The sequence below is a fragment of the Actinomadura sp. 6N118 genome (assembly GCF_044326415.1).
In the GTDB taxonomy this organism is placed as follows: domain Bacteria; phylum Actinomycetota; class Actinomycetes; order Streptosporangiales; family Streptosporangiaceae; genus Spirillospora.
In genome coordinates this window covers 30,414-48,611 of record NZ_JBIRAZ010000028.1, presented here as the reverse complement: position 1 = coordinate 48,611, position 18,198 = coordinate 30,414, and the positions used below count along the sequence as shown (strand labels likewise).

Here is an 18,198-nt window from a genome sequence, read left to right as displayed (position 1 = left end):
TGAGCGTCTAGCGTGCGGTCGGAGGCGGCGGCGGGGGTCTCTTCCGCCGCATGGCCTCCTGGATGACCGACAGCATGATCGGCAGGCTGACGCTGAGCCAGAAGTCCCGCCACTGCCATGTGTCGGTGATGACACCGATGAGGCTGGCCAGGCACACGCCGAGGAGCAGCAGCGTCGTCCAATGCCGCTTCACCTGGGCCGCGAGGTCGATCCGGTGGCGCCGGGGGAGCAAGGCGGGGAGCGCACTGGCCCTGGCGTGCGCACGCTGGATGACCATGGCGTCCGGCAGCCAGTGCAGGACGTCGCCGGGCTGGGCCAGCGGGAGGCGGCTGAGAGCGGTGAGCGCCTCCATGCGCCATGTGAGCATCCACAACGAGGACCGGCCGGTACCGGGATAACCGGCCCAGGGCGGGTCGGCGGCGCCGCCGTCGGCGAGGGTTCGGAACGCGCGGCTGACCAGGCCGCCGGGCACGCCGCGCGGATCGCGAAGCAGCGCCGACAGGGCGATCGGCAGGCCGTAGTGCCACAGGGCGAGCCGCCAGACCGGCTTGGATCCAGGGCCGCTAGGGGAGACGTTGTAGGTCTCGATCCAGATGTGCTCGTCGTCGGTGTCGACATTGCCGCGGAGCCAGTCGTACGCGGCGAGCAGGCGTTCGTCGCTGTGCCCGGGACGCGCCTCGGCGAGGGTGAGGAGCACGAACGCGGTGTGCGTCACCGTGGGCTGGGCGTTCGGGGTCGGACCCCAGGCGGGACGGTGCGCGGTCCGGTCGGCGGTGAGCCACTCGATGCCACGCTCGATGGCGGGATCGTACGGGTTGAGCTGGGTCAGCGCGCGCAGGGCGAGGCAGGTCAGCCAGATCCGGGAGGGGCTGTTGCGCAGCGAGCCCCAGCCGCCGTCGGGATTCTGGTTGCGCACCAGCCACTGGTAGGCCCGCCCGATGTCGGGGGCGTCAGGCCGCAGATCGCAGCGTGCGCGGGCCAGGAAGCGGGCGATCCACGCCGTGGCCTCCACGACCGGCATGCCGAGGCTGGTCTTGGTGGACCAGCCGCCGTCCTTGAGCGGATCGCTGGAGGAGATCTGCCGGGAGGTGAGGTAGGCGAGGGATTCGTCGAAATGCTCGAAGCAACGTTCGGCCTCGACGAAGGCCAGCAGGCCGAGCGCGGTCGCGGTCGTGCCGGGCTCCGGCCGGGTCAGCTCGTGATACCAGCCGCCCCCCACTCCGGGGAGCGGGTTGGTGGTGTACGAGTCCCGCAGGACGTCCAGGCAGTCGTTCAGGCGGGCGCCGAGCACGGCCGTGTCGATGACGGGGGGCCCGGTCGCCCGGGGTGCCGGTTTCGATGGTGCTGCTTCTGCTGTGATGGGGGTGATGGGAAGGTTCGTCACTTTGTCCCGCTCTCTAGGGCTTATGTTCCCGTTCCGCCATGAATCTGCACCCCTTCTGCTGGGTGGCTCTATCCATCCGGTACATCACATATGTCATGAGCTGGGCACCCTGTGTAGCGACGGCCCACCTGAAATCAACCGGAACGGGTGTGGCGGGCCGTGCCCCCTGGAGGATGTGATGCGCATGGACGCAGTGCACGACTGCGTGCTGTGTCCGCCACTGCGGTTCCGCTTCAACGCGATGGTGGACCTTCCCGGCGAGGCCGCGGTGCTCGCGGCCGACGACGACTTCTTTCTGATGCCCGACCTCGCCCCGATCGTGGAGGGGCACCTGCTGCTGGTGACGACGGCACATCACCAGTGCGCGGGTGCGTTCGGGCGGGCGATGTGGGCGCGTGCCCAGGTATGGCGCGACCGCGTGGTGCGGACGTACCGCGAGGTGTACGGCCGCGACGACCTGCTGCTCTTCGAACATGGGCCGGGGACGGCGCAGGGTGGCGGCGCGTGCATCGACCACGCGCACTGGCATCTGCTGCCGTCGGGTTCCGGCGTGCGCGCGATGGTCGAGGAGCGCGGCCTGCCTGGAGAGCCCGCGTCGTACGAGGCGGTGCGGCGGTTCTTCCGCGGCCACCGCTCGTACCTGCTGGTGGAGGAACAGGGAACCGCCACCGTCCACCCGGGCGACGGCGTGCCGAGCCAGTTCCTGCGCTGGGCCGCCACCGTCGCGCACGACGCGGCCTTGACCGGCGGGCCCTGGCGCTGGCAGGAGAGTTTCGGGCTGCCCGGCAGCCGGGCGCGGTTCTTCCGCACGATCGAGGCGTTTCAGCCGAGCGAGCGCGCCGACAACCACCAGTAGAGCTCGCAGGACGCGAGCCGGTCGCCGAATCCGGCGCGTTCAATCCCCTCGCCATAGCCGGACGCGTATTCGAGCAGGAGCCCTTCGCCGCCCTGCCCCCGCCGGTAGGCCAGGACGTTCTCCAGGTTGGTCTCGCCGAAGCGCAGCAGCCACAACGGCCGCCCGCCGACCGAGCGGTCCAGCAGCGGCAGCAGCTCACGGGTCTCGGCGTGCCTGGCTGTTTCTTCTGGGGGGCGACCCCCAGACCCCCGCGGTTCCCCCATCACGCCTTGCTTCGCGGCGGCGTGCGGGGCCCCCAACAGCCGTGCCACGGTCGCGGCCTCGGTGACGATGACGTCGGTGAGGGCGAGCAGCGGCAGCACCTCGCACATCGGCACCCGGCCGTCGATGTCGTGCGGGACGAGGTCGAAGGCGACCAGCGTGCCGCTCTCATTGGCGATCCGGGCGGCCGCGTACGTGGCGGCCCGCGAGATCGGCGACAGCAGCGCGTACCCGTCGAGGAAGACCACGTCCGCCGCCCGGATCTCGGCGGCTGCGCGCCGGACGTCGGCCTCCGACAGGCGCCGGCTCGGGGCGTTCTGAGCCGCGATGAGCAGCCGGACACCCGGTCCCGCCGGAGCGTCGTCGCGCACCATCACCGCCACGCCGTTGGGCATGCCGGCGTCGACGCGGCAGAGATCGCGGACCCCGAGCCTGCTCAGCTCGCGCCGGATCGACTCGGTGTGGTCGTCGTCGCCGATCCTGGTGAACAGTCCGACGTGCCGGAAGTACCCGGTGGCGCTCCGCGCCATGTTGACGGCCGTCCCGGCGACCACCGCGCTCGCGTCCGCATAGGCCAGCCGGTCCGCGGTGAGGTCGGTGAAGCGCATGCCGTGCAGCTCGGCGCGGACCTCCAGCCGCACGTCGCCGATGACGAGCAGGTCGAAGCGCCGGTCGGTCACGCCGTCGAGGCCCGGCCACACCACCGGCGGGCGGGCGGTGGCCTCTCCCGCGTCGACCCCGGCGGTCCCCATGCCGGCGTCAGCGGTGTTCCGGGTAGAGCCGGAGGAAGGCCCGGATGACGGGACGCAGGCTGGGAATCAGCTCGTAGCCGCCGAGCTCGGGGAGCGGCACCCAGGCGGGCTCGTCCAGATGATCGTCGGCCGTCTGGTGCTCGACGCTGGCCTCGGTGGTGACCGGCCGGCACAGCCGCGCCGTCGCCACCACCCGGACCTGGCCCGGACGGTCGCGCGGCCCCGGGCGCGCGTCGGCCATGAACCACTGCCAGAGATGGAACGGCGGGCCAGGATCGATCTTGAGCCCGACCTCCTCCCACACCTCGCGCCGGATGTGGTCGTCGAGATCGATGTCGTCGGCCACCTCCAGCCGGCCGCCGGGGACCTCCCACCGGCCCGGGTGGTGCGGGTCCGTGGCGGACTTGCGCACCAGCAGCAGGCGGCGGCCGCCATCGAGGATGAAGGCCTTCTGGGCGAACTCGAGCCGTATCGGCGGGGCCGTGCGCGGCGCGGCGGTGGGAGCGGCGCCGGACCTGAAAGCGCGCATCGCGGGATCTTTCCGTTCAACCGGCCTTGGCGGCCGGTCGTCCCCTCACGTTAGCAAGCCGCCCGGTTCCACACCCGCCCCGCCTCCGGCACATGCCCGTCACCTCCCGTGGGAATTCACGGGCATGCGTCGTCGTTGATACCGATGGCGTACCCCACGCCCGTTCCGCCGTCCCGGCCTGGCGGCGGATGTCTCAGTAGTGCCCACCAAGTGGTAGTCTTGGTGGCTGACCGGCCTCGTATGGTGTCCAGACGGATACCGGGCGGGGCGCTCAAGCGGAGGCCACCTCCCACCTGACCGGCTGAAGGCCGGTGGGTCTCGGTCCGGCAGACCGGCGCCTAGGCGTCCGGTTCTGTCATCGCCCTCGGCGGCCACCGGCCCCGAGGCGACCGAAGGTGGCCCCGTGTGCGAGTCGTACGGGGCTTTTCTGCATGGAGAGCCTGGGGTACGACCGGTCCTAGAACTTGAGTGACGGCCCCAAGGAGGTCCCATCAGCGCCGAACCGCGTATCAACGACCGCATTCGCGTGCCCGAGGTCCGGCTCGTCGGCCCGAACGGCGAACAAGTGGGCATCGTGCCCATTGCCAAGGCCCTTGAACTGGCGCGTGAATCGGATCTCGACCTCGTCGAGGTGGCGCCTACCGCGCGCCCGCCCGTCGCGAAGCTCATGGACTACGGCAAGTTCAAGTACGAGTCCGCGATGAAGGCGCGTGAGGCGCGGAAGAACCAGGCGCACACGGTCATCAAGGAGATCAAGCTCCGGCCGAAGATCGACCCGCACGACTACGAGACCAAGAAGGGTCACGTGGTGCGGTTCCTCAAGGCGGGGGACAAGGTCAAGGTCACGATCATGTTCCGTGGTCGCGAGCAGTCGCGCCCGGAGCTGGGCTTCCGGCTGCTCCAGCGGCTCGCCGAGGACGTCGAGGAGCTCGGCTTCGTCGAGTCGCGGCCCAAGCAGGACGGCCGCAATATGATCATGGTGATCGGTCCGCACAAGAAGAAGGCGGAGGCCAAGGCCGAGGCCAAGGCCGAGCGCGCGGCCCGTGACGAGGCCGCGGCAGCAGCTTCGGACGAGAACGCCTGACCGGCCCGGCGAGGGCCACCGGCCCGGCCACCAGGCCGAGCCGCATGTGATCCTGCCTCGGCAGGATCGTGACGCACGTACATTGAGCCTGACCAGGCGCGTCGCCATGTGATCCGTGGGATGCGCCCGATCAGGCACGCCTGCCTGCCTCCGCAGGGGGCCCGAGTAGAGGGAGACGACGGCGACCATGCCGAAGACCAAGACCCACAGTGGTGCCAAGAAGCGCTTCAAGCTGACCGGCTCCGGCAAGGTGATCCGCCGCCGCGCCAACAAGAACCACCTGCTCGAGCACAAGCCCACCAAGCGGACCCGCCGCCTGAGCGGCAACGTCGTGGTGAGCCCCGCCGACGCCAAGAACATGAAGAAGCTGCTGCGCAAGTAAGCAGCCGACGACCAGCTATCCGTACGACCGGCCGAGGCCAGAACCCTCGGCCCCCACGAAGGAGTTCATCACGTGGCACGCGTGAAGCGGGCGGTCAACGCCGCCAAGAAGCGTCGGGTCGTCCTGGAGCGGTCGAGCGGCTACCGCGGCCAGCGGTCGCGTCTCTACCGCAAGGCCAAGGAGCAGCAGCTCCACTCCATGACGTACGCGTTCCGGGACCGCAAGGACCGCAAGGGCCAGTTCCGGCGCCTGTGGATCCAGCGGATCAACGCCGCGGCCCGCGCCAACGGCATGACCTACAACCGGTTCATCCAGGGTCTCAAGGCCGCCGAGGTCGAGGTCGACCGGCGCATGCTGGCCGAGCTGGCCGTCAACGACGCCGAGTCCTTCGCCGCCCTGGTGAAGGTCGCCAAGGCCGCGCTGCCCGCCGAGGGCAGCGAGGCCGCCTGAGGCCGGCATCGGGCCGGCAGGCGGACGAGCGACGATGGCGGGCCGCGACGAGCTGACCTCACTGCGTTCACCACGGGTGAAGGCCGCTCGGCGGCTCGCCAAACGCGCTTTCCGGCACCGTGAGCGCCGGTTCCTCGCCGAAGGGCCGCAGGCGGTGCGCGAGGCGCTGGCCGCGGGGGCGGTGGGGCGTAGCCATGGGGGCGAAACACGGCCCGGGGGTCTCGCGGAGCTGTTCACCACCGCCGAGGCCGAGTCCCGCCATCCGGAGCTGGTGACCGCGGCCGAGCAGGCCGGCGTGCCGGTGTCGCGGGTCAGCGGCGAGGTCATGGCCGAGCTCGCGCAGACCGTCACCCCGCAGGGGCTGCTGGCGGTCTGCGAGTTCATCGACGTTCCGCTGGGCACTGCGCTGGAGTCCCGGCCGAGGCTGGTGACGGTGCTCGCCCACGTACGCGACCCGGGCAACGCCGGCACCGTCCTGCGGACCGCCGACGCCGCGGGATCCGAGAGCGTCGTCTTCACCGACGCCTCCGTCGACCCGTACAACGGCAAGTGCGTGCGGGCGTCCGCGGGCAGTCTCTTCCATCTCCCCGTCGTGGTCGGGCCGCGCTTCGAGACACTGATCGCCGACCTCAAGCAGGCGGGACTCACCGTGCTGGCGGCCGACGGCGCGGGCAAGCGCACGCTGGACGAGGCCATCGACGACGGGCTCCTCGCCGAGCCGACGGCCTGGGTGTTCGGCAACGAGGCCTGGGGGCTGCCGGACGAGATCCTGCGGCACGTGGACGACGTCGTGCGGGTGCCCATCTACGGCCGGGCGGAGAGCCTCAACCTGGCCACGGCAGCGGCCGTGTGCCTCTACGCGTCGGCACGGGCGCAGCGGGCCTCCTGAGCGCCGGCACCGCGGCACCGCCGGCACCGCCGGGCCCGGCGCGCCGGACGCCCGGAACGGCCCGCGGGTTCTCGGGCCGGCTGGCCGCTTGCGGTCGTTCCCGGGGTCCTTTCCCGGGCGCTGACCTGGGAGGATGAGACCCTGTTGAGGGTTCGGCTGCAGTTTGCATCATCCCGCTCGTTCCTAAGGATGAGCGGCGGTCCAACCCGATGGGGGATTTACTCGTCCCACCGGATGCCTAGCGTGATGAGCAGGGCGGGGATGAGTCTGCGCAGAGATGAACGGCACAGTGGGACGGCAGAGTGGGGGGCGGCAGAGTGGGGGCCATGAGATGAACGAGAACAGGAAGCCGGGCGGCCGATCGACCGGCCGGCGCGGCCCGCTGCTGCGGTGCCGCGGCACGGAGACGGAGCCCGCCGTGGGGTCCGGCGACACCGTGGAGTCCGGGAGCGCGGGGGAGCCGCTGCCGGGGCTGCGGGTCACGGTCGTGCAGGCGCACGACGAGCTGGCGGTCCTGGCGGTCTGGGGGGAGATCGACCTGCACACCGCCGACACGCTGCGGACGGCACTGCGCGAGCTCGACGCGGCCGGGCACCACCAGCTGGTCGTGGACTTCTCCGGGGTGTCGTTCTGCGACGCCACCGGTCTCGGCGCGCTCGTGGCGGCGCACAACCGTGCCGGCGAGCACGGTGGAGCGCTGCGGCTCGCCGGGGTGCGCCCCGCGCAGCGGCGCCTCCTGCAGATCTCCGGGCTGTACCGCACCCTCGCCTCGCACGAGAACGTTGCCGACGCGGTCACCCAGGTGCGCTCGGTCGCCACAAAAGCCTTTCCCTAGGGAGTTTTCCGGGTCCCGTAAGGTGGCCGGGTCCGGATAGAGTCTCTTCCTGACAGGCCGCGTTCCGACCGGTGTTCTGGAGGCCGTTGTGGGCGGAGAGGACTCCCCGCACGTGCCTCAACGCGTGCCGTCCGACCGGGACGACCCGGCCGGCGGCTCCTCATCGCCGATTGAAGCCAGGGCCGGCGGCTGGGCCGACGACCTCGCCGACGGCCTGCTCGTCGCCGGTCACGACGGGCGGGTCACGATCTTCAATTCGGCCGCCGCGCGGATGACCGGGATCGCGGCGGAGGCCGCCATCGGCCGTGACTTCCGCGACGTGCTCCCGCTGCACGACTCCGAGGGCCGCGACTGGTGGAAGTGCCTGGCCCCCTACGAGGGACTGGCCACGCGCACCCGCCATCCCGAGCGCTCGCTCTACCTGCCCGACGACACCGAGCTGCTGGTCACCGCCGGATACCGGCGCGACCGCGACGGCGCCGTGGAACGCTTCACGGTCTCGCTGCGCGACGCCGCCCACCGCGCCCGGCAGGAACGCGACCGCGCCGACCTGGTCTCGACCGTGGCCCACGAGCTGCGGTCCCCGCTCACCAGCGTCAAGGGCTTCACGGCCACGCTGCTGGCCAAGTGGCACCGCTTCAACGACGACCAGAAGCGGGTCATGCTCGAGACCGTCAACGCCGACGCCGACCGGGTGACCCGGCTGATCACCGAGCTGCTGGACGTCTCCCGCATCGAGGCCGGCCGCCTGGAGATGCACCGGCAGGTGGTCGACCTGGCCGACGAGGTCCGCAAGGTCATCGCGGGCCGGGTCGCGGCGGGGGACGCCGAGGAACGGTTCCGCTTCGACACCCGGGGCGAGCTGCCGGACATGTGGCTGGACCCCGACAAGATCGACCAGATCCTCGGTAACCTGGTGGAGAACGCCGTGCGTCACGGCGCCGGGACCGTCACGATCGTGGTGGAGCCGGACGCACACAAGGAGGGGGCGGCCGTGTCGGTGCGCGACGAGGGTGAGGGCATCCCGCCCGAGGCCGCCGATCGCGTCTTCCGGCAGTTCTGGCGCGGCCCCGGCGGCAACCGCCGCGGCGGCACCGGGCTCGGCCTCTATATCGTCAAGGGCCTGGTCGAGGCCCACGGCGGCGCGATCGCCGTACGCCGCGCCCCGGGCGGCGGCGCCGAGTTCCGATTTACGTTGCCCGCAGGGGCACCGGACCACGCGTCCTGATCGTCGCCGCTCCTCGCGGGCTTCCCAAGCCGCACACCGCCGCGCACTAGACTGCGGGGCGATCCATGCCGAGCCGGAGTTGTCTCACCACCATGTCTGCACCCAACAAGTCCTACGACCCAGTCGAGGTGTCCGCGTTGCAGCCCGAAGCGCTCGACCGGGCCCGCGACGAGGCCCTGGCGGCCATCGCCGGGGCCGGCGACCTCGACGCCCTGAAGGAAGTCCGCCTGGCGCACGCCGGCGACCGGTCCCCGCTGGCCCTGGCCAACCGGGAGATCGGTGCGCTGCCGCCGCAGGCCCGCGCCGAGGCGGGCAAGCGCATCGGCGCCGCCCGCGGCGCGGTCGCCCAGGCCGTCAAGGCCCGCCAGGCCGAACTGGAGGAGGAGCGCGACCAGCGCGTGCTCGTCGAGGAGACCGTCGACGTCACACTGCCCTGGGACCGCGCCCCGCGCGGCGCACGGCACCCGCTGACCACCGTCCAGGACCGGATGGCCGACGTCTTCGTCTCCATGGGCTTCGAGGTCGCCGAGGGGCCCGAGGTCGAGGCGGGCTGGTTCAACTTCGACGCTCTCAACTTCAAGCCCGACCACCCGGCGCGCTCCATGCAGGACACCTTCTTCGTGGAGTCTGAGGAGTCCGACCTGGTGCTGCGCACGCACACCTCGCCGGTGCAGATCCGCGCTCTGCTGTCGCGCGAGCTGCCGGTGTACGTGGTGGTGCCGGGCCGCACGTTCCGCACCGACGAGCTGGACGCCACGCACAGCCCGGTCTTCCACCAGCTCGAAGGCCTGGTGGTCGACGAGGGCATCACGATGGCCGACCTGCGCGGCGGGATCGACGCGTTCGTCAACGGCATGTTCGGCGAGGGCCTGGACGTGCGGATGCGCCCTTCGTACTTCCCGTTCACCGAGCCGTCGGCCGAGGTCGACATGCAGTGCTTCGTCTGCCGCGGTGCCTCGGTCGAGCCGGGCGCCGAGCCGTGCCGCACCTGCGGCTCCGAGGGCTGGATCGAGATCGGCGGCTGCGGCATGGTCAACCCCCGGGTGCTGGTCGCCTGCGGCATCGACCCCGATCGTTACAGCGGCTGGGCGTTCGGGCTGGGTGTGGAGCGCACGCTGATGTTCCGGCACGGCGTCGAGGACATGCACGACATGGTGGAGGGCGACGTCCGCTTCACCCTTCCGTTCGGGATGGAGATCTGATGCGCGCCCCGCTTTCGTGGCTGCGGGAGTACGTGGCGCTCCCCGCCGGGGTCACCGGCCGTGCGCTGGCGGCCAAGCTGATCGACGCCGGGCTGGAGGTCGAGACCGTCGAGCAGGCCGGCGCCGACCTCACCGGGCCGCTGGTGATCGGCCAGGTGCTGGCGATCGAGGAGCTCACCGAGTTCAAGAAGCCGATCCGCTACTGCCAGGTCGACGTCGGCCAGGCCAACGGCACAGGCGAGCCGCAGAACATCATCTGCGGCGCTGCCAACTTCGCGGTCGGCGACCGCGTCGTCGTCATCCTGCCCGGCGGCGAGCTGCCCGGCGGCTTCAAGATCGGCTCCCGGAAGACCTACGGCAAGGTGTCCGAGGGCATGATCTGCTCGGTGCGCGAGCTGGGCATCGGCGACGACCACGCCGGCATCCTCGTTCTCCCGCCCGGGGACGAGCCGGTCGGCACCGACGTGATCGAGCTGTTCGGCCTGCGTGACGACGTGCTCGACATCGCCGTCACGCCGGACCGCGGCTACGCGCTGTCGATCCGCGGCATCGCCCGCGAGGCGGCCACCGCCTACGGCGTTGCGTTCACGGATCCGGCCGCCGCTGCCCCGAGCGCAGCGAGGGGCAGCGGCCCTGTGGTTGCTGGGGGGTCGTCCCCCCAGAGTGAGGTGGAGCTGCCTGCCGACACGGCCGAGGCCTACCCCGCGAGCATCGCCGACCCGACCGCCTGCGACCGGTTCGTGCTTCGTGAGGTGCGCGGCTTCGATCCGGACGCGCAGACCCCGATGTGGATGCGGGTGCGCCTGTTCCGCGCCGGGATGCGGCCGGTGTCGCTCGCGGTCGACGTCACCAACTACCTGATGCTGGAGCTGGGCCAGCCGCTGCACGCGTTCGACCGCGGCAAGCTCACCGGCCCGATCGTGGTGCGCCGCGCCGAGGCGGGCGAGACCCTGGAGACGCTCGACCACGTCAAGCGCAAGCTCGACCCCGGCGACATCCTGATCACCGACGAGTCGGGCCCGATCTCGATGGCGGGCTCGATGGGCGGCCTCAACACCGAGATCGACGAGAAGTCGGCCGACATGGTGATCGAGGCCGCGCACTTCGACGCCATCGGCACCGCGCGGATGGTGCGCCGCCACAAGCTGCACAGCGAGGCGTCCTACCGGTTCGAGCGCGGCGTCGACCGCGAGCTGCCGCTGTACGCCTCGTACCGCGCGGCGTGGATGCTCGCCGACCTGGGCGGCGCCGAGGTCGTGCCCGGCGTGACGCACGCGCAGGCACCGGTCGAGCCCGTCACGGTCACGATGCCCGCCGGTCACCCGGACCGCGTCGCCGGCGTGACGTACGGCCGCGACACCGTTGTGCGCCGCCTGGAGCAGGTCGGCTGCGCCGTCGAGGGCGACGACCCGCTCGTCGTCACCCCGCCCACATGGCGACCCGACCTGAACGACCCCAACGACCTCGCCGAAGAGGTCATCCGCCTTGAGGGCTACGAGAACATCCCGGCCCGCGCGCCGCGTCCGGCCGCCGGTCGCGGCCTGACGCCGCAGCAGCGGCTGCGCCGCCGCGTCGGCCGCGCGCTGGCGGGCTCCGGCTACGCCGAGGTGCTCAACTTCCCGTTCGTCGCGGCGAAGGACTGGGACTCCCTCCAGCTTCCCGCCGACGACGCGCGGCGTGTGGCGCTGCGGCTGGCCAACCCGCTCTCCGAGGACGAGCCGCTGCTGCGCACCACGCTGCTGCCCGGCCTGTTCAAGGCCTTGGGGCGCAACGTGGGCCGCGGCTTCGGCGACGTCGGCCTGTTCGAGCTCGGCCTGGTGTTCCGGCCCCGCCCGGGCGCCCCGGAACGTGCGCCCCGGCTGGCGGTCGACCGCGGTCCGACGCCCGAGGAGATCGCCTCGGTCGACGCCGCGCTGCCCGACCAGCCGCTGCGCGTGGCCGCCGTGCTGGCGGGCGAGCGCGAGCCGTCCGGCTGGTGGGGCAAGGGCAGTCCCGCCACCTGGGCCGACGCCATTGAGGCCGCCCGCACGGTGGCCCGCGAGGCAGGCGTCGAGCTCACCGTCAAGGCCGACCAGCACGCACCCTGGCACCCTGGCCGCTGTGCCGCGCTCTACCTGGGCGAGACCCTGGTCGGGCACGCCGGTGAGCTGCACCCGCGCGTCATCAAGGCGTACGGGCTGCCGCCGCGCACCTGCGCGATGGAGCTGGAGCTGCGCAGGCTCGGCGACCCGGCCAGCCCGACCGCGCCGCACGTGTCGCCCTACCCGGTCGCGACCCAGGACGTCGCCCTGATCGTCGACGGGGCGGTGCCCGCGGATGACGTCGAGGCGGCGCTGCGCACCGGCGCGGGCGAACTGCTGGAGTCGATCCGGTTGTTCGACATCTACACCGGCGAGCAGGTGGGAGAGGGGCGCAAGTCCCTCGCCTACACGCTGCGGTTCCGCGCCCCGGACCGCACGCTGACGGCGGAGGACGCCTCCGCCGCCCGCGACGCGGCCGTGGCGGCGGCTGCCGAGCGCACCGGAGCGGTCCTCCGGGGTGCCTGACCATCCACACGGCAAGGGGCCTCGCACGGATGTGCGGGGCCCTTCGTGCTCTCCAAAATTTTTTCCACTAACACTACTTGCGTTGCATTAGCCTCCTGGGGTACTCTCCAAAAGTCACATCGCCGCCCGGTTGGGGAGTCCTTTGAGGATTTGAGATCGCAGACACCGCGCAGGCTGCTCGCTGACCTTCGGTCAGCTTCGCCACAGCCCTGGTGTTCTCTGGGGGACACCCCCAGTCCCCCGGGCGCTGTAGCCGTTCTCAGGCTCGCGCATGCGATCTCAGCGGACCCCTCTGTCCGGGCTTTTCTCATGTCCGGCGTCCGCACGCGGTGCCAGACCGCGGTGTCTCCACGTGTCCTTTGATCATCTCGACGCGTCATGGAGGAACCGCTCATGTCTCTTTCGATCGTTTGCCAGGACGTCTCGTTCACCTGGCAGGACGGCACGCAGGTGCTGGACGGGCTGGACGTCGCGTTCGGCACCGGCCGCACCGGGCTGATGGGCGTCAACGGATCAGGCAAGTCCACGCTGCTGAAGCTGATCGCCGGTGAACTGCGTCCGGCGGCGGGCACGATCAGTGTCGCGGGGGAGGTCGGCTACCTGCCGCAGAACCTCCCACTCGGCACCGCCCGTACCGTCGCCGACCTGCTCGGGATCAGCGAGGCCCGCACCGCGCTGCTCGCCATCGAGCGCGGGGAGGCCACCGAGGAGAACTTCGCTGCGGTGGGGGACGACTGGGACGTCGAGGAACGGGCCCGCGCCGAGCTCGACCGGCTCGGCCTGGACCACCTCGGCCTCGACCGGACCGTGGCCACCCTGTCGGGCGGCGAGACGGTCATGGTCGGGCTGGCCGCGCTGTTCCTGGCGCAGCCGGACGTCCTGCTGCTCGACGAGCCGACCAACAACCTCGACCTGGACGCGCGGCGCCGGTTGTACGACGCCGTCACCGCCTGGCCGGGCGTGCTGGTCGTCGTCAGCCACGACCGTGCCCTGCTCGACCGGGTCGACGAGATCGCCGACCTGCGCGACGGTGCCGTCCGCATGTTCGGCGGCAACCTGACCGAGTACGAGGAGGCGCTCGCCATCGAGCAGGAGGCGGCCGAGCGCATGGTCCGGACGGCTGAGACGCATATGCGCAAGCAGAAGCGCGAGCTGGAGGAAGCACACGTCAAGCTGGCCCGGCGCGTCCGCTACGGCAACAAGATGTACGAGCAGAAGCGCGAGCCGAAAATCATCATGCAGCAGCGCAAACGCCAGGCGCAGGTCGCGGCGGGCAAGCACCGCATCATGCATGAGGAACGGCTCGCCGACGCCAAGGAACGGCTGACCGAGGCCGAGGAGGCGGTACGAGACGACGCGGAGATCCGGGTCGCCCTTCCCGCGACCGAGGTTCCGGCGGGCCGCACGGTGCTCACGGTCACGGGCCTCACGGCGGCCGAGCCTGAGCCGGGCACGATGGACGAGCTCATCGTCCGGGGCCCGGAACGGATCGCCCTGGTCGGCCCTAATGGGGCGGGCAAGACGACGTTCCTGCGCGCCTTGGTCGGTGACTCGGTGGCCGAAGGTATAGGGGCCCCGCACGCCGCCGCGAAGCAAGGCGTGATGGGGGAACCGCGGGGGTCTGGGGGTCGCCCCCCAGAAGAAACAGCCCCGCACGCCGCCGCGAAGCAAGGCGTGATGGGGAGTCCGCGGGGGTCTGGGGGTAGCCCCCCAGAAGGTGCAGTGAAGGTCGGCGTGAACGGCATGCGGTATCTGCCGCAGCGCCTGGACGTGCTCGACGAGGATCTGAGCGTCATCGACAACGTGCGCACGTTCGCCCCGTCGGCGTCGGTGAACACGATCCGCCGAGGCCTCGCGCGCTTTCTGTTCCGTGGCGCACGGGCAGACCAGCCGGCGGGCACGTTGTCCGGCGGCGAACGTTTCCGGGCCGTGCTGGCCTCGCTGCTGCTCGCCGAGCCCGCCCCGCAGCTCCTGCTGCTGGACGAGCCGACGAACAACCTCGACCTGGCCAGCGTGCGCCAGCTCGGCCAGGCCCTGGAGGCCTACCGGGGAGCGCTGGTCGTGGTCAGCCACGACCTGCCGTTCCTGCAGAGCATCGGCATCACCCGCTGGCTCCGCCTGGACCGCACCACCGGCCTGACTGAGATCGACGAAGAGGAGCTAGCGCAGTACTAGGAGGTTTCCCTGACAACATCAGTGCTCTGAAAATGCGGTGATGTGAGGGATTCGTCGCTGCTACGGTCATGGTCGAATCGAAAGGGGGCGCGACACCAGTGGCGACGAAACTGAATCAGATCATCGCGGTGGAGAAGGGCGTGAAGAGCAAGTCCTTCCAGGACCTCACCGAGGCACACCACTCGGTACAGAAGGCGCCGCTGCTGTCGGGCATCTCGCGGACGTACCAGCCCAAGGACGAGGAGGGCGAGCAGCTGCCGTCCGAGTCGACCCGTGTGCAGGTCAAGGTCGACGACGTGCTGCGCGACGTGAGCACCTCGCTCACCCGGCTCTTCGACGTGACAGCCACCAAGGACTGGGCGAACTGCGTCGCCCGCGCCGACGTGACGGTCGACGGCACGACGCTGGTACGGGACGCGCCGGTCACCTACCTGCTCTTCCTGGAAAAGCAGCTCAAGGACCTGCAGACGTTCGTGCGCAAGCTGCCGGTGCTGGACGCCGCCGAGGCCTGGACGTACGACGCGTCCACCGACGTGTGGCGCACCGAGCCGGTCCGCACGGTCAAGACGAAGAAGGTCCCGCGCAACCACGTCAAGGCCGAGGCGACCGAGAAGCACCCGGCGCAGGTCGAGGTGTACTACGAGGACATCCCGGTCGGATACTGGACTACGGTCAAGTTCTCCGGCTCGCTGCCCGCCAAGCGGGTCAACGAACTGCTGGAGCGGCTGGAGAAGCTGCAGAACGCGGTGAAGTTCGCGCGTGAGGAGGCCAACGGCGCCGAGGTGACCGACCAGCGCGTGGGCGAGGCCGTCTTCGCCTACCTGTTCGGATAACTGCATAGGATCCCCCCGCCGCCGAGCGGGGGGTGCGCGAGGAGCGCAAGCTGAAGCTGAAGCCGAAGCTGACCAGGACGAGTGACAGTGCGGGTTCGAATCCCGCCCCCACCACTTTCGCGGTGGGGTAGCCCAATCGGTAGAGGCAGCCGTCCGCTCAACCTCAGATTCTCGCTCCAGACTCAGCATTCACCGCCGATCGCCGGATCGATCGGATGTGGACGAACCCCCTTGAGATGCTGGTTCGAGTCCGGCTCGCTCCGCTCGTGGGGCGATAGCGTAAAGGTAACGCGCAAGGGCCTTGATAACTGATCCACATCCTTATATGTGCCGGCGTGCGAATTGGGCGGTAAACCTAGGGACCCGGGGGCGGCAAGACCCCCGGGTCCCGCTTTACCGGCGCCTCTCGCCTCCCTGGGCCGTCAGGTGAGGACACGTTTGGTGAACGTTCGGGTCGCGAACCACGTCAGGGCCATCGTGCCGCCGATGAGGGGGAGCAGGAACGCCCACGTGGGCATGTGGCCGACGTCGGGGGTCAGCGCGGCGCGCAGGCCCTCGCTCAGATAGACCAGCGGATTGAAGAGGCTGGCGATCTGCAGCCAGCGCACGTTGTCGAGTGCGGACCACGGGTAGTAGACGCAGCCGAGCATCGTGATCGGCATGAGGATCACCGCGAAGAGGACCTGGGCCTTCTGCGGGTTGATCAGGGTGCCGAGCAGCAGGCCGCCGGAGGCCGCCAGGAGCGCGCCGGTGATCATGACGACCAGGAAGATCGGCCAGTTGGCGACGTGGACCTCGGGTGCCTGGCCGTCGGCGTGGATGAACAACACGGCGGGGAAGACCAGCAGACCGCCGATCAGGCCCTGCAGCGCGGCGGCCACGATCTTCTGGATCGCCAGGAGGGGGATCGGCAGGGGCGCCAGTGCGCGGTCGGTGATCGAGCGCTGCCAGGTCAGCTCCATCATCAGCGGGAAGATGGCCGCCATCATGGCCTGCATCATGATCGAGGAGCCGACCAGTCCGGGCACCAGGATCGTGGCGAACGTCGCGCCGCCCTGGCCCGCCATGCCGCCGCCGATCTTGGGCAGCACGTAGGCGAAGACGAAGACGAACATCAGCGGCTGGGCGAGCACGCGGACGAACGTGGACATGAAGTTCTTGCGCATCACCCGGACCTCGCGGGCCATCATCGCCATGAACGTGCGCGGGATGGTGGGGCGTACGGCGGGCGGCGCGGTCAGGGTCTCCGCCTGCGCTCTCTTGGCATGCGCTGTCTTGGTGGTCACTCGCGGTACTCCCGTCCGGTGAGGGTGAGGAAGACGGTCTCCAGGCTGGGGCGCAGCTGGGACGCGTCGGTCACGCTGACGCCGGCGGAGGTGCCGAGGGCCACGAGTTCGCCGAGGAGGCCGTCGGCCTCGTGGGCGAAGACCCGCACCTGGTTGCCGGACAGCTCCACCTTGGAGATGCCGTCGCGGTCGCGCAGGCCGTTGAGATCCGGGACCGCGCCGTCGTAGGCGACGGTGAGCACGGTGTCGGCGCCGGCGGCACCCTTCAGCTCCTCGACGGTGCCGCTGGCCAGGATCTTGCCGTGGTCGACCACGGCGACCCGGTCGCAGAGCGCCTCGGCCTCTTCCATGTAGTGGGTGGTGAGCACGATCGTCTGCCCGGCCTTCTGGAGCTCGCGCAATATCTCCCAGAGGTTGACGCGCGTCTGCGGGTCCAGTCCGGCGGTCGGCTCGTCCAGGAAGAGCACTTCGGGCCGGTGAACGAGGGCGCGGCAGATCATGAGGCGCTTGGCCTGGCCGCCCGACATCTCGAACGGGTTGCCCTCACGCCGATCGGTCAGGTTGAACAGCTCCAGGAGCTCTTCGGCGCGGCGGCGGGCGTCGCGGGCGCTCATGCCGAAGTAGCGGCCCCGGAACTCGAGGTTCTCGAACGCGGTGAGGTCGTTGTCGAGGGTGTTGTTCTGCGACACCATGCCGATCCGGCGCTTGACCTCGACCGGCTGTTTCTCGACGTCGAATCCGCACACGCGTGCGGAGCCGGAGGTGGGCACCACCAGGGTCGTGAGCATGCCGATGGTCGTCGATTTGCCGGCGCCGTTCGGACCCAGCAGGCCGAAGAACTCGCCCTGCCGGACGTCGAGGTCGATGCCCTGCACCGCGGGCACGTCGCCGCGCGGGCTCTTGTAGGTCTTGTGAAGGTCCACCGCGCCGATGGCGATGTCCGGAGGTGGCTCGGTCACGGGGGGTCTCCTTCGTAGGCTTCGGCCGAGTCGAACTTCTCGATCAGGCGGAGCAGAAACCTGCGGACGGCCGGCTCGTCCTCTTCGTCGACGACGTCGTACATGCTCCAGATGTCGTCCTTCATGGCCGCGCCGGTCTCGCTGACCACCGCGAGCCCGGAGGGATTGATGTGGACGCGCAGGGCACGCCGGTCGCGCTCGTCCCGGCGCCGCTCGACATGGCCGTTGCGTTCCAGCGTGTCGACCACGGTGGTGACGGTCGCGGGGGAGATGAGCAGCCGTTTGGCGAGCTCCCCGGGGCGCAAGCCGTCCTCGCCGGCGAGCGCTCGGAGGACGAAGAACCCGGCGGGGCTCGTCCCGTGCTTCTCGATCAGCCGCCACATCACGGGCCCGGCCAACCGGGACGCCGCGGCGAAGAGGCGGCCGATCGGCCACTCCTCCATGGGGCCGAGGCCGTCCAGGTCGCCGAATCCCAGCTTCTTCGCGTCCACGGCTCTATGCTTAGGCACCAGATATTTAGTTGTCAAATCTTTAGCCCTCGAAGTAA

17 protein-coding genes are annotated in these 18,198 nt (G+C 70.6%); 11 read left to right on the top strand and 6 right to left on the bottom strand.

The window, feature by feature from the left end; all coding sequences use genetic code 11:
- Positions 1–7: 7 nt before the first annotated feature.
- Positions 8–1,384: a prenyltransferase/squalene oxidase repeat-containing protein gene (locus tag ACH34W_RS47015; RefSeq protein WP_395967760.1), complete on the bottom strand. Its 1,377-nt coding sequence runs from the start codon at positions 1,382–1,384 to the stop codon at positions 8–10.
- Positions 1,385–1,568: 184 nt separating this feature from the next.
- Between ACH34W_RS47015 and ACH34W_RS47010 the strand changes: the two genes are divergently transcribed.
- Positions 1,569–2,240, top strand: coding sequence for an HIT family protein (locus ACH34W_RS47010; RefSeq protein WP_395967759.1), 672 nt, complete (start codon positions 1,569–1,571; stop codon positions 2,238–2,240).
- Here ACH34W_RS47010 and ACH34W_RS47005 read toward each other — a convergent pair.
- A complete protein-coding gene (locus ACH34W_RS47005; RefSeq protein WP_395967758.1) occupies positions 2,207–3,253 on the bottom strand; it encodes a PfkB family carbohydrate kinase in 1,047 nt (348 codons plus the stop codon). The genes ACH34W_RS47010 and ACH34W_RS47005 overlap by 34 nt on opposite strands.
- A gap of 7 nt (positions 3,254–3,260) precedes the next feature.
- Entirely contained in the window at positions 3,261–3,782 is a 522-nt protein-coding gene (locus ACH34W_RS47000; protein WP_395967757.1) for an NUDIX domain-containing protein, read from the bottom strand.
- A gap of 490 nt (positions 3,783–4,272) precedes the next feature.
- Here ACH34W_RS47000 and infC point away from each other — a divergent pair, with 490 nt between their 5' ends.
- The 10 genes from infC to ACH34W_RS46950 all read left to right on the top strand — a co-directional run bounded on the left by infC (position 4,273) and on the right by ACH34W_RS46950 (position 15,406).
- Entirely contained in the window at positions 4,273–4,866 is a 594-nt protein-coding gene (gene infC / locus ACH34W_RS46995) for a translation initiation factor IF-3 (RefSeq protein WP_395967851.1), read from the top strand.
- A 187-nt stretch (positions 4,867–5,053) separates the two neighbouring features.
- The gene (gene rpmI / locus ACH34W_RS46990) at positions 5,054–5,248 is read left to right on the top strand and encodes a 50S ribosomal protein L35 (RefSeq protein WP_151569076.1); all 195 of its coding nucleotides are present in this window, start codon (positions 5,054–5,056) and stop codon (positions 5,246–5,248) included.
- 72 nt (positions 5,249–5,320) lie between these two features.
- Positions 5,321–5,698 carry a 50S ribosomal protein L20 gene (rplT, locus tag ACH34W_RS46985; protein ID WP_151569078.1) on the top strand — a complete coding sequence of 126 codons (378 nt, stop codon included), beginning with the start codon at positions 5,321–5,323 and terminating at the stop codon, positions 5,696–5,698.
- A 34-nt stretch (positions 5,699–5,732) separates the two neighbouring features.
- The gene (locus ACH34W_RS46980; protein ID WP_395967756.1) at positions 5,733–6,587 is read left to right on the top strand and encodes a TrmH family RNA methyltransferase; all 855 of its coding nucleotides are present in this window, start codon (positions 5,733–5,735) and stop codon (positions 6,585–6,587) included.
- Positions 6,588–6,918: 331 nt separating this feature from the next.
- Positions 6,919–7,422: an STAS domain-containing protein gene (locus ACH34W_RS46975; protein ID WP_395967755.1), complete on the top strand. Its 504-nt coding sequence runs from the start codon at positions 6,919–6,921 to the stop codon at positions 7,420–7,422.
- Positions 7,423–7,510: 88 nt separating this feature from the next.
- Positions 7,511–8,650 carry an ATP-binding protein gene (locus ACH34W_RS46970; protein WP_395967754.1) on the top strand — a complete coding sequence of 380 codons (1,140 nt, stop codon included), beginning with the start codon at positions 7,511–7,513 and terminating at the stop codon, positions 8,648–8,650.
- A 92-nt stretch (positions 8,651–8,742) separates the two neighbouring features.
- Positions 8,743–9,852: a phenylalanine--tRNA ligase subunit alpha gene (gene pheS, locus ACH34W_RS46965; protein ID WP_395967753.1), complete on the top strand. Its 1,110-nt coding sequence runs from the start codon at positions 8,743–8,745 to the stop codon at positions 9,850–9,852.
- Positions 9,852–12,398: a phenylalanine--tRNA ligase subunit beta gene (gene pheT, locus ACH34W_RS46960; RefSeq protein WP_395967752.1), complete on the top strand. Its 2,547-nt coding sequence runs from the start codon at positions 9,852–9,854 to the stop codon at positions 12,396–12,398. Before pheS ends, pheT begins: the two co-directional genes overlap by 1 nt.
- A 393-nt stretch (positions 12,399–12,791) precedes the next feature.
- Positions 12,792–14,573: an ABC-F family ATP-binding cassette domain-containing protein gene (locus ACH34W_RS46955; RefSeq protein ID WP_395967751.1), complete on the top strand. Its 1,782-nt coding sequence runs from the start codon at positions 12,792–12,794 to the stop codon at positions 14,571–14,573.
- Between the two features lie 98 nt (positions 14,574–14,671).
- Positions 14,672–15,406, top strand: a complete 735-nt coding sequence (locus tag ACH34W_RS46950) for a hypothetical protein (RefSeq protein WP_395967750.1) — start codon at positions 14,672–14,674, stop codon at positions 15,404–15,406.
- Positions 15,407–15,828: 422 nt separating this feature from the next.
- Here ACH34W_RS46950 and ACH34W_RS46945 read toward each other — a convergent pair whose 3' ends face one another.
- Genes ACH34W_RS46945 through ACH34W_RS46935 form a run of 3 tightly spaced genes read right to left on the bottom strand, consistent with a single transcriptional unit; the run spans position 15,829 to position 18,142 of the window.
- Positions 15,829–16,692 carry an ABC transporter permease gene (locus tag ACH34W_RS46945; RefSeq protein WP_395967749.1) on the bottom strand — a complete coding sequence of 288 codons (864 nt, stop codon included), beginning with the start codon at positions 16,690–16,692 and terminating at the stop codon, positions 15,829–15,831.
- Positions 16,689–17,651: an ATP-binding cassette domain-containing protein gene (locus tag ACH34W_RS46940; RefSeq protein WP_395967748.1), complete on the bottom strand. Its 963-nt coding sequence runs from the start codon at positions 17,649–17,651 to the stop codon at positions 16,689–16,691. The genes ACH34W_RS46945 and ACH34W_RS46940 overlap by 4 nt, the downstream gene beginning before the upstream one ends.
- Positions 17,648–18,142, bottom strand: coding sequence for a MarR family winged helix-turn-helix transcriptional regulator (locus tag ACH34W_RS46935; RefSeq protein WP_395967747.1), 495 nt, complete (start codon positions 18,140–18,142; stop codon positions 17,648–17,650). Before ACH34W_RS46935 ends, ACH34W_RS46940 begins: the two co-directional genes overlap by 4 nt.
- Positions 18,143–18,198 lie beyond the last annotated feature (56 nt).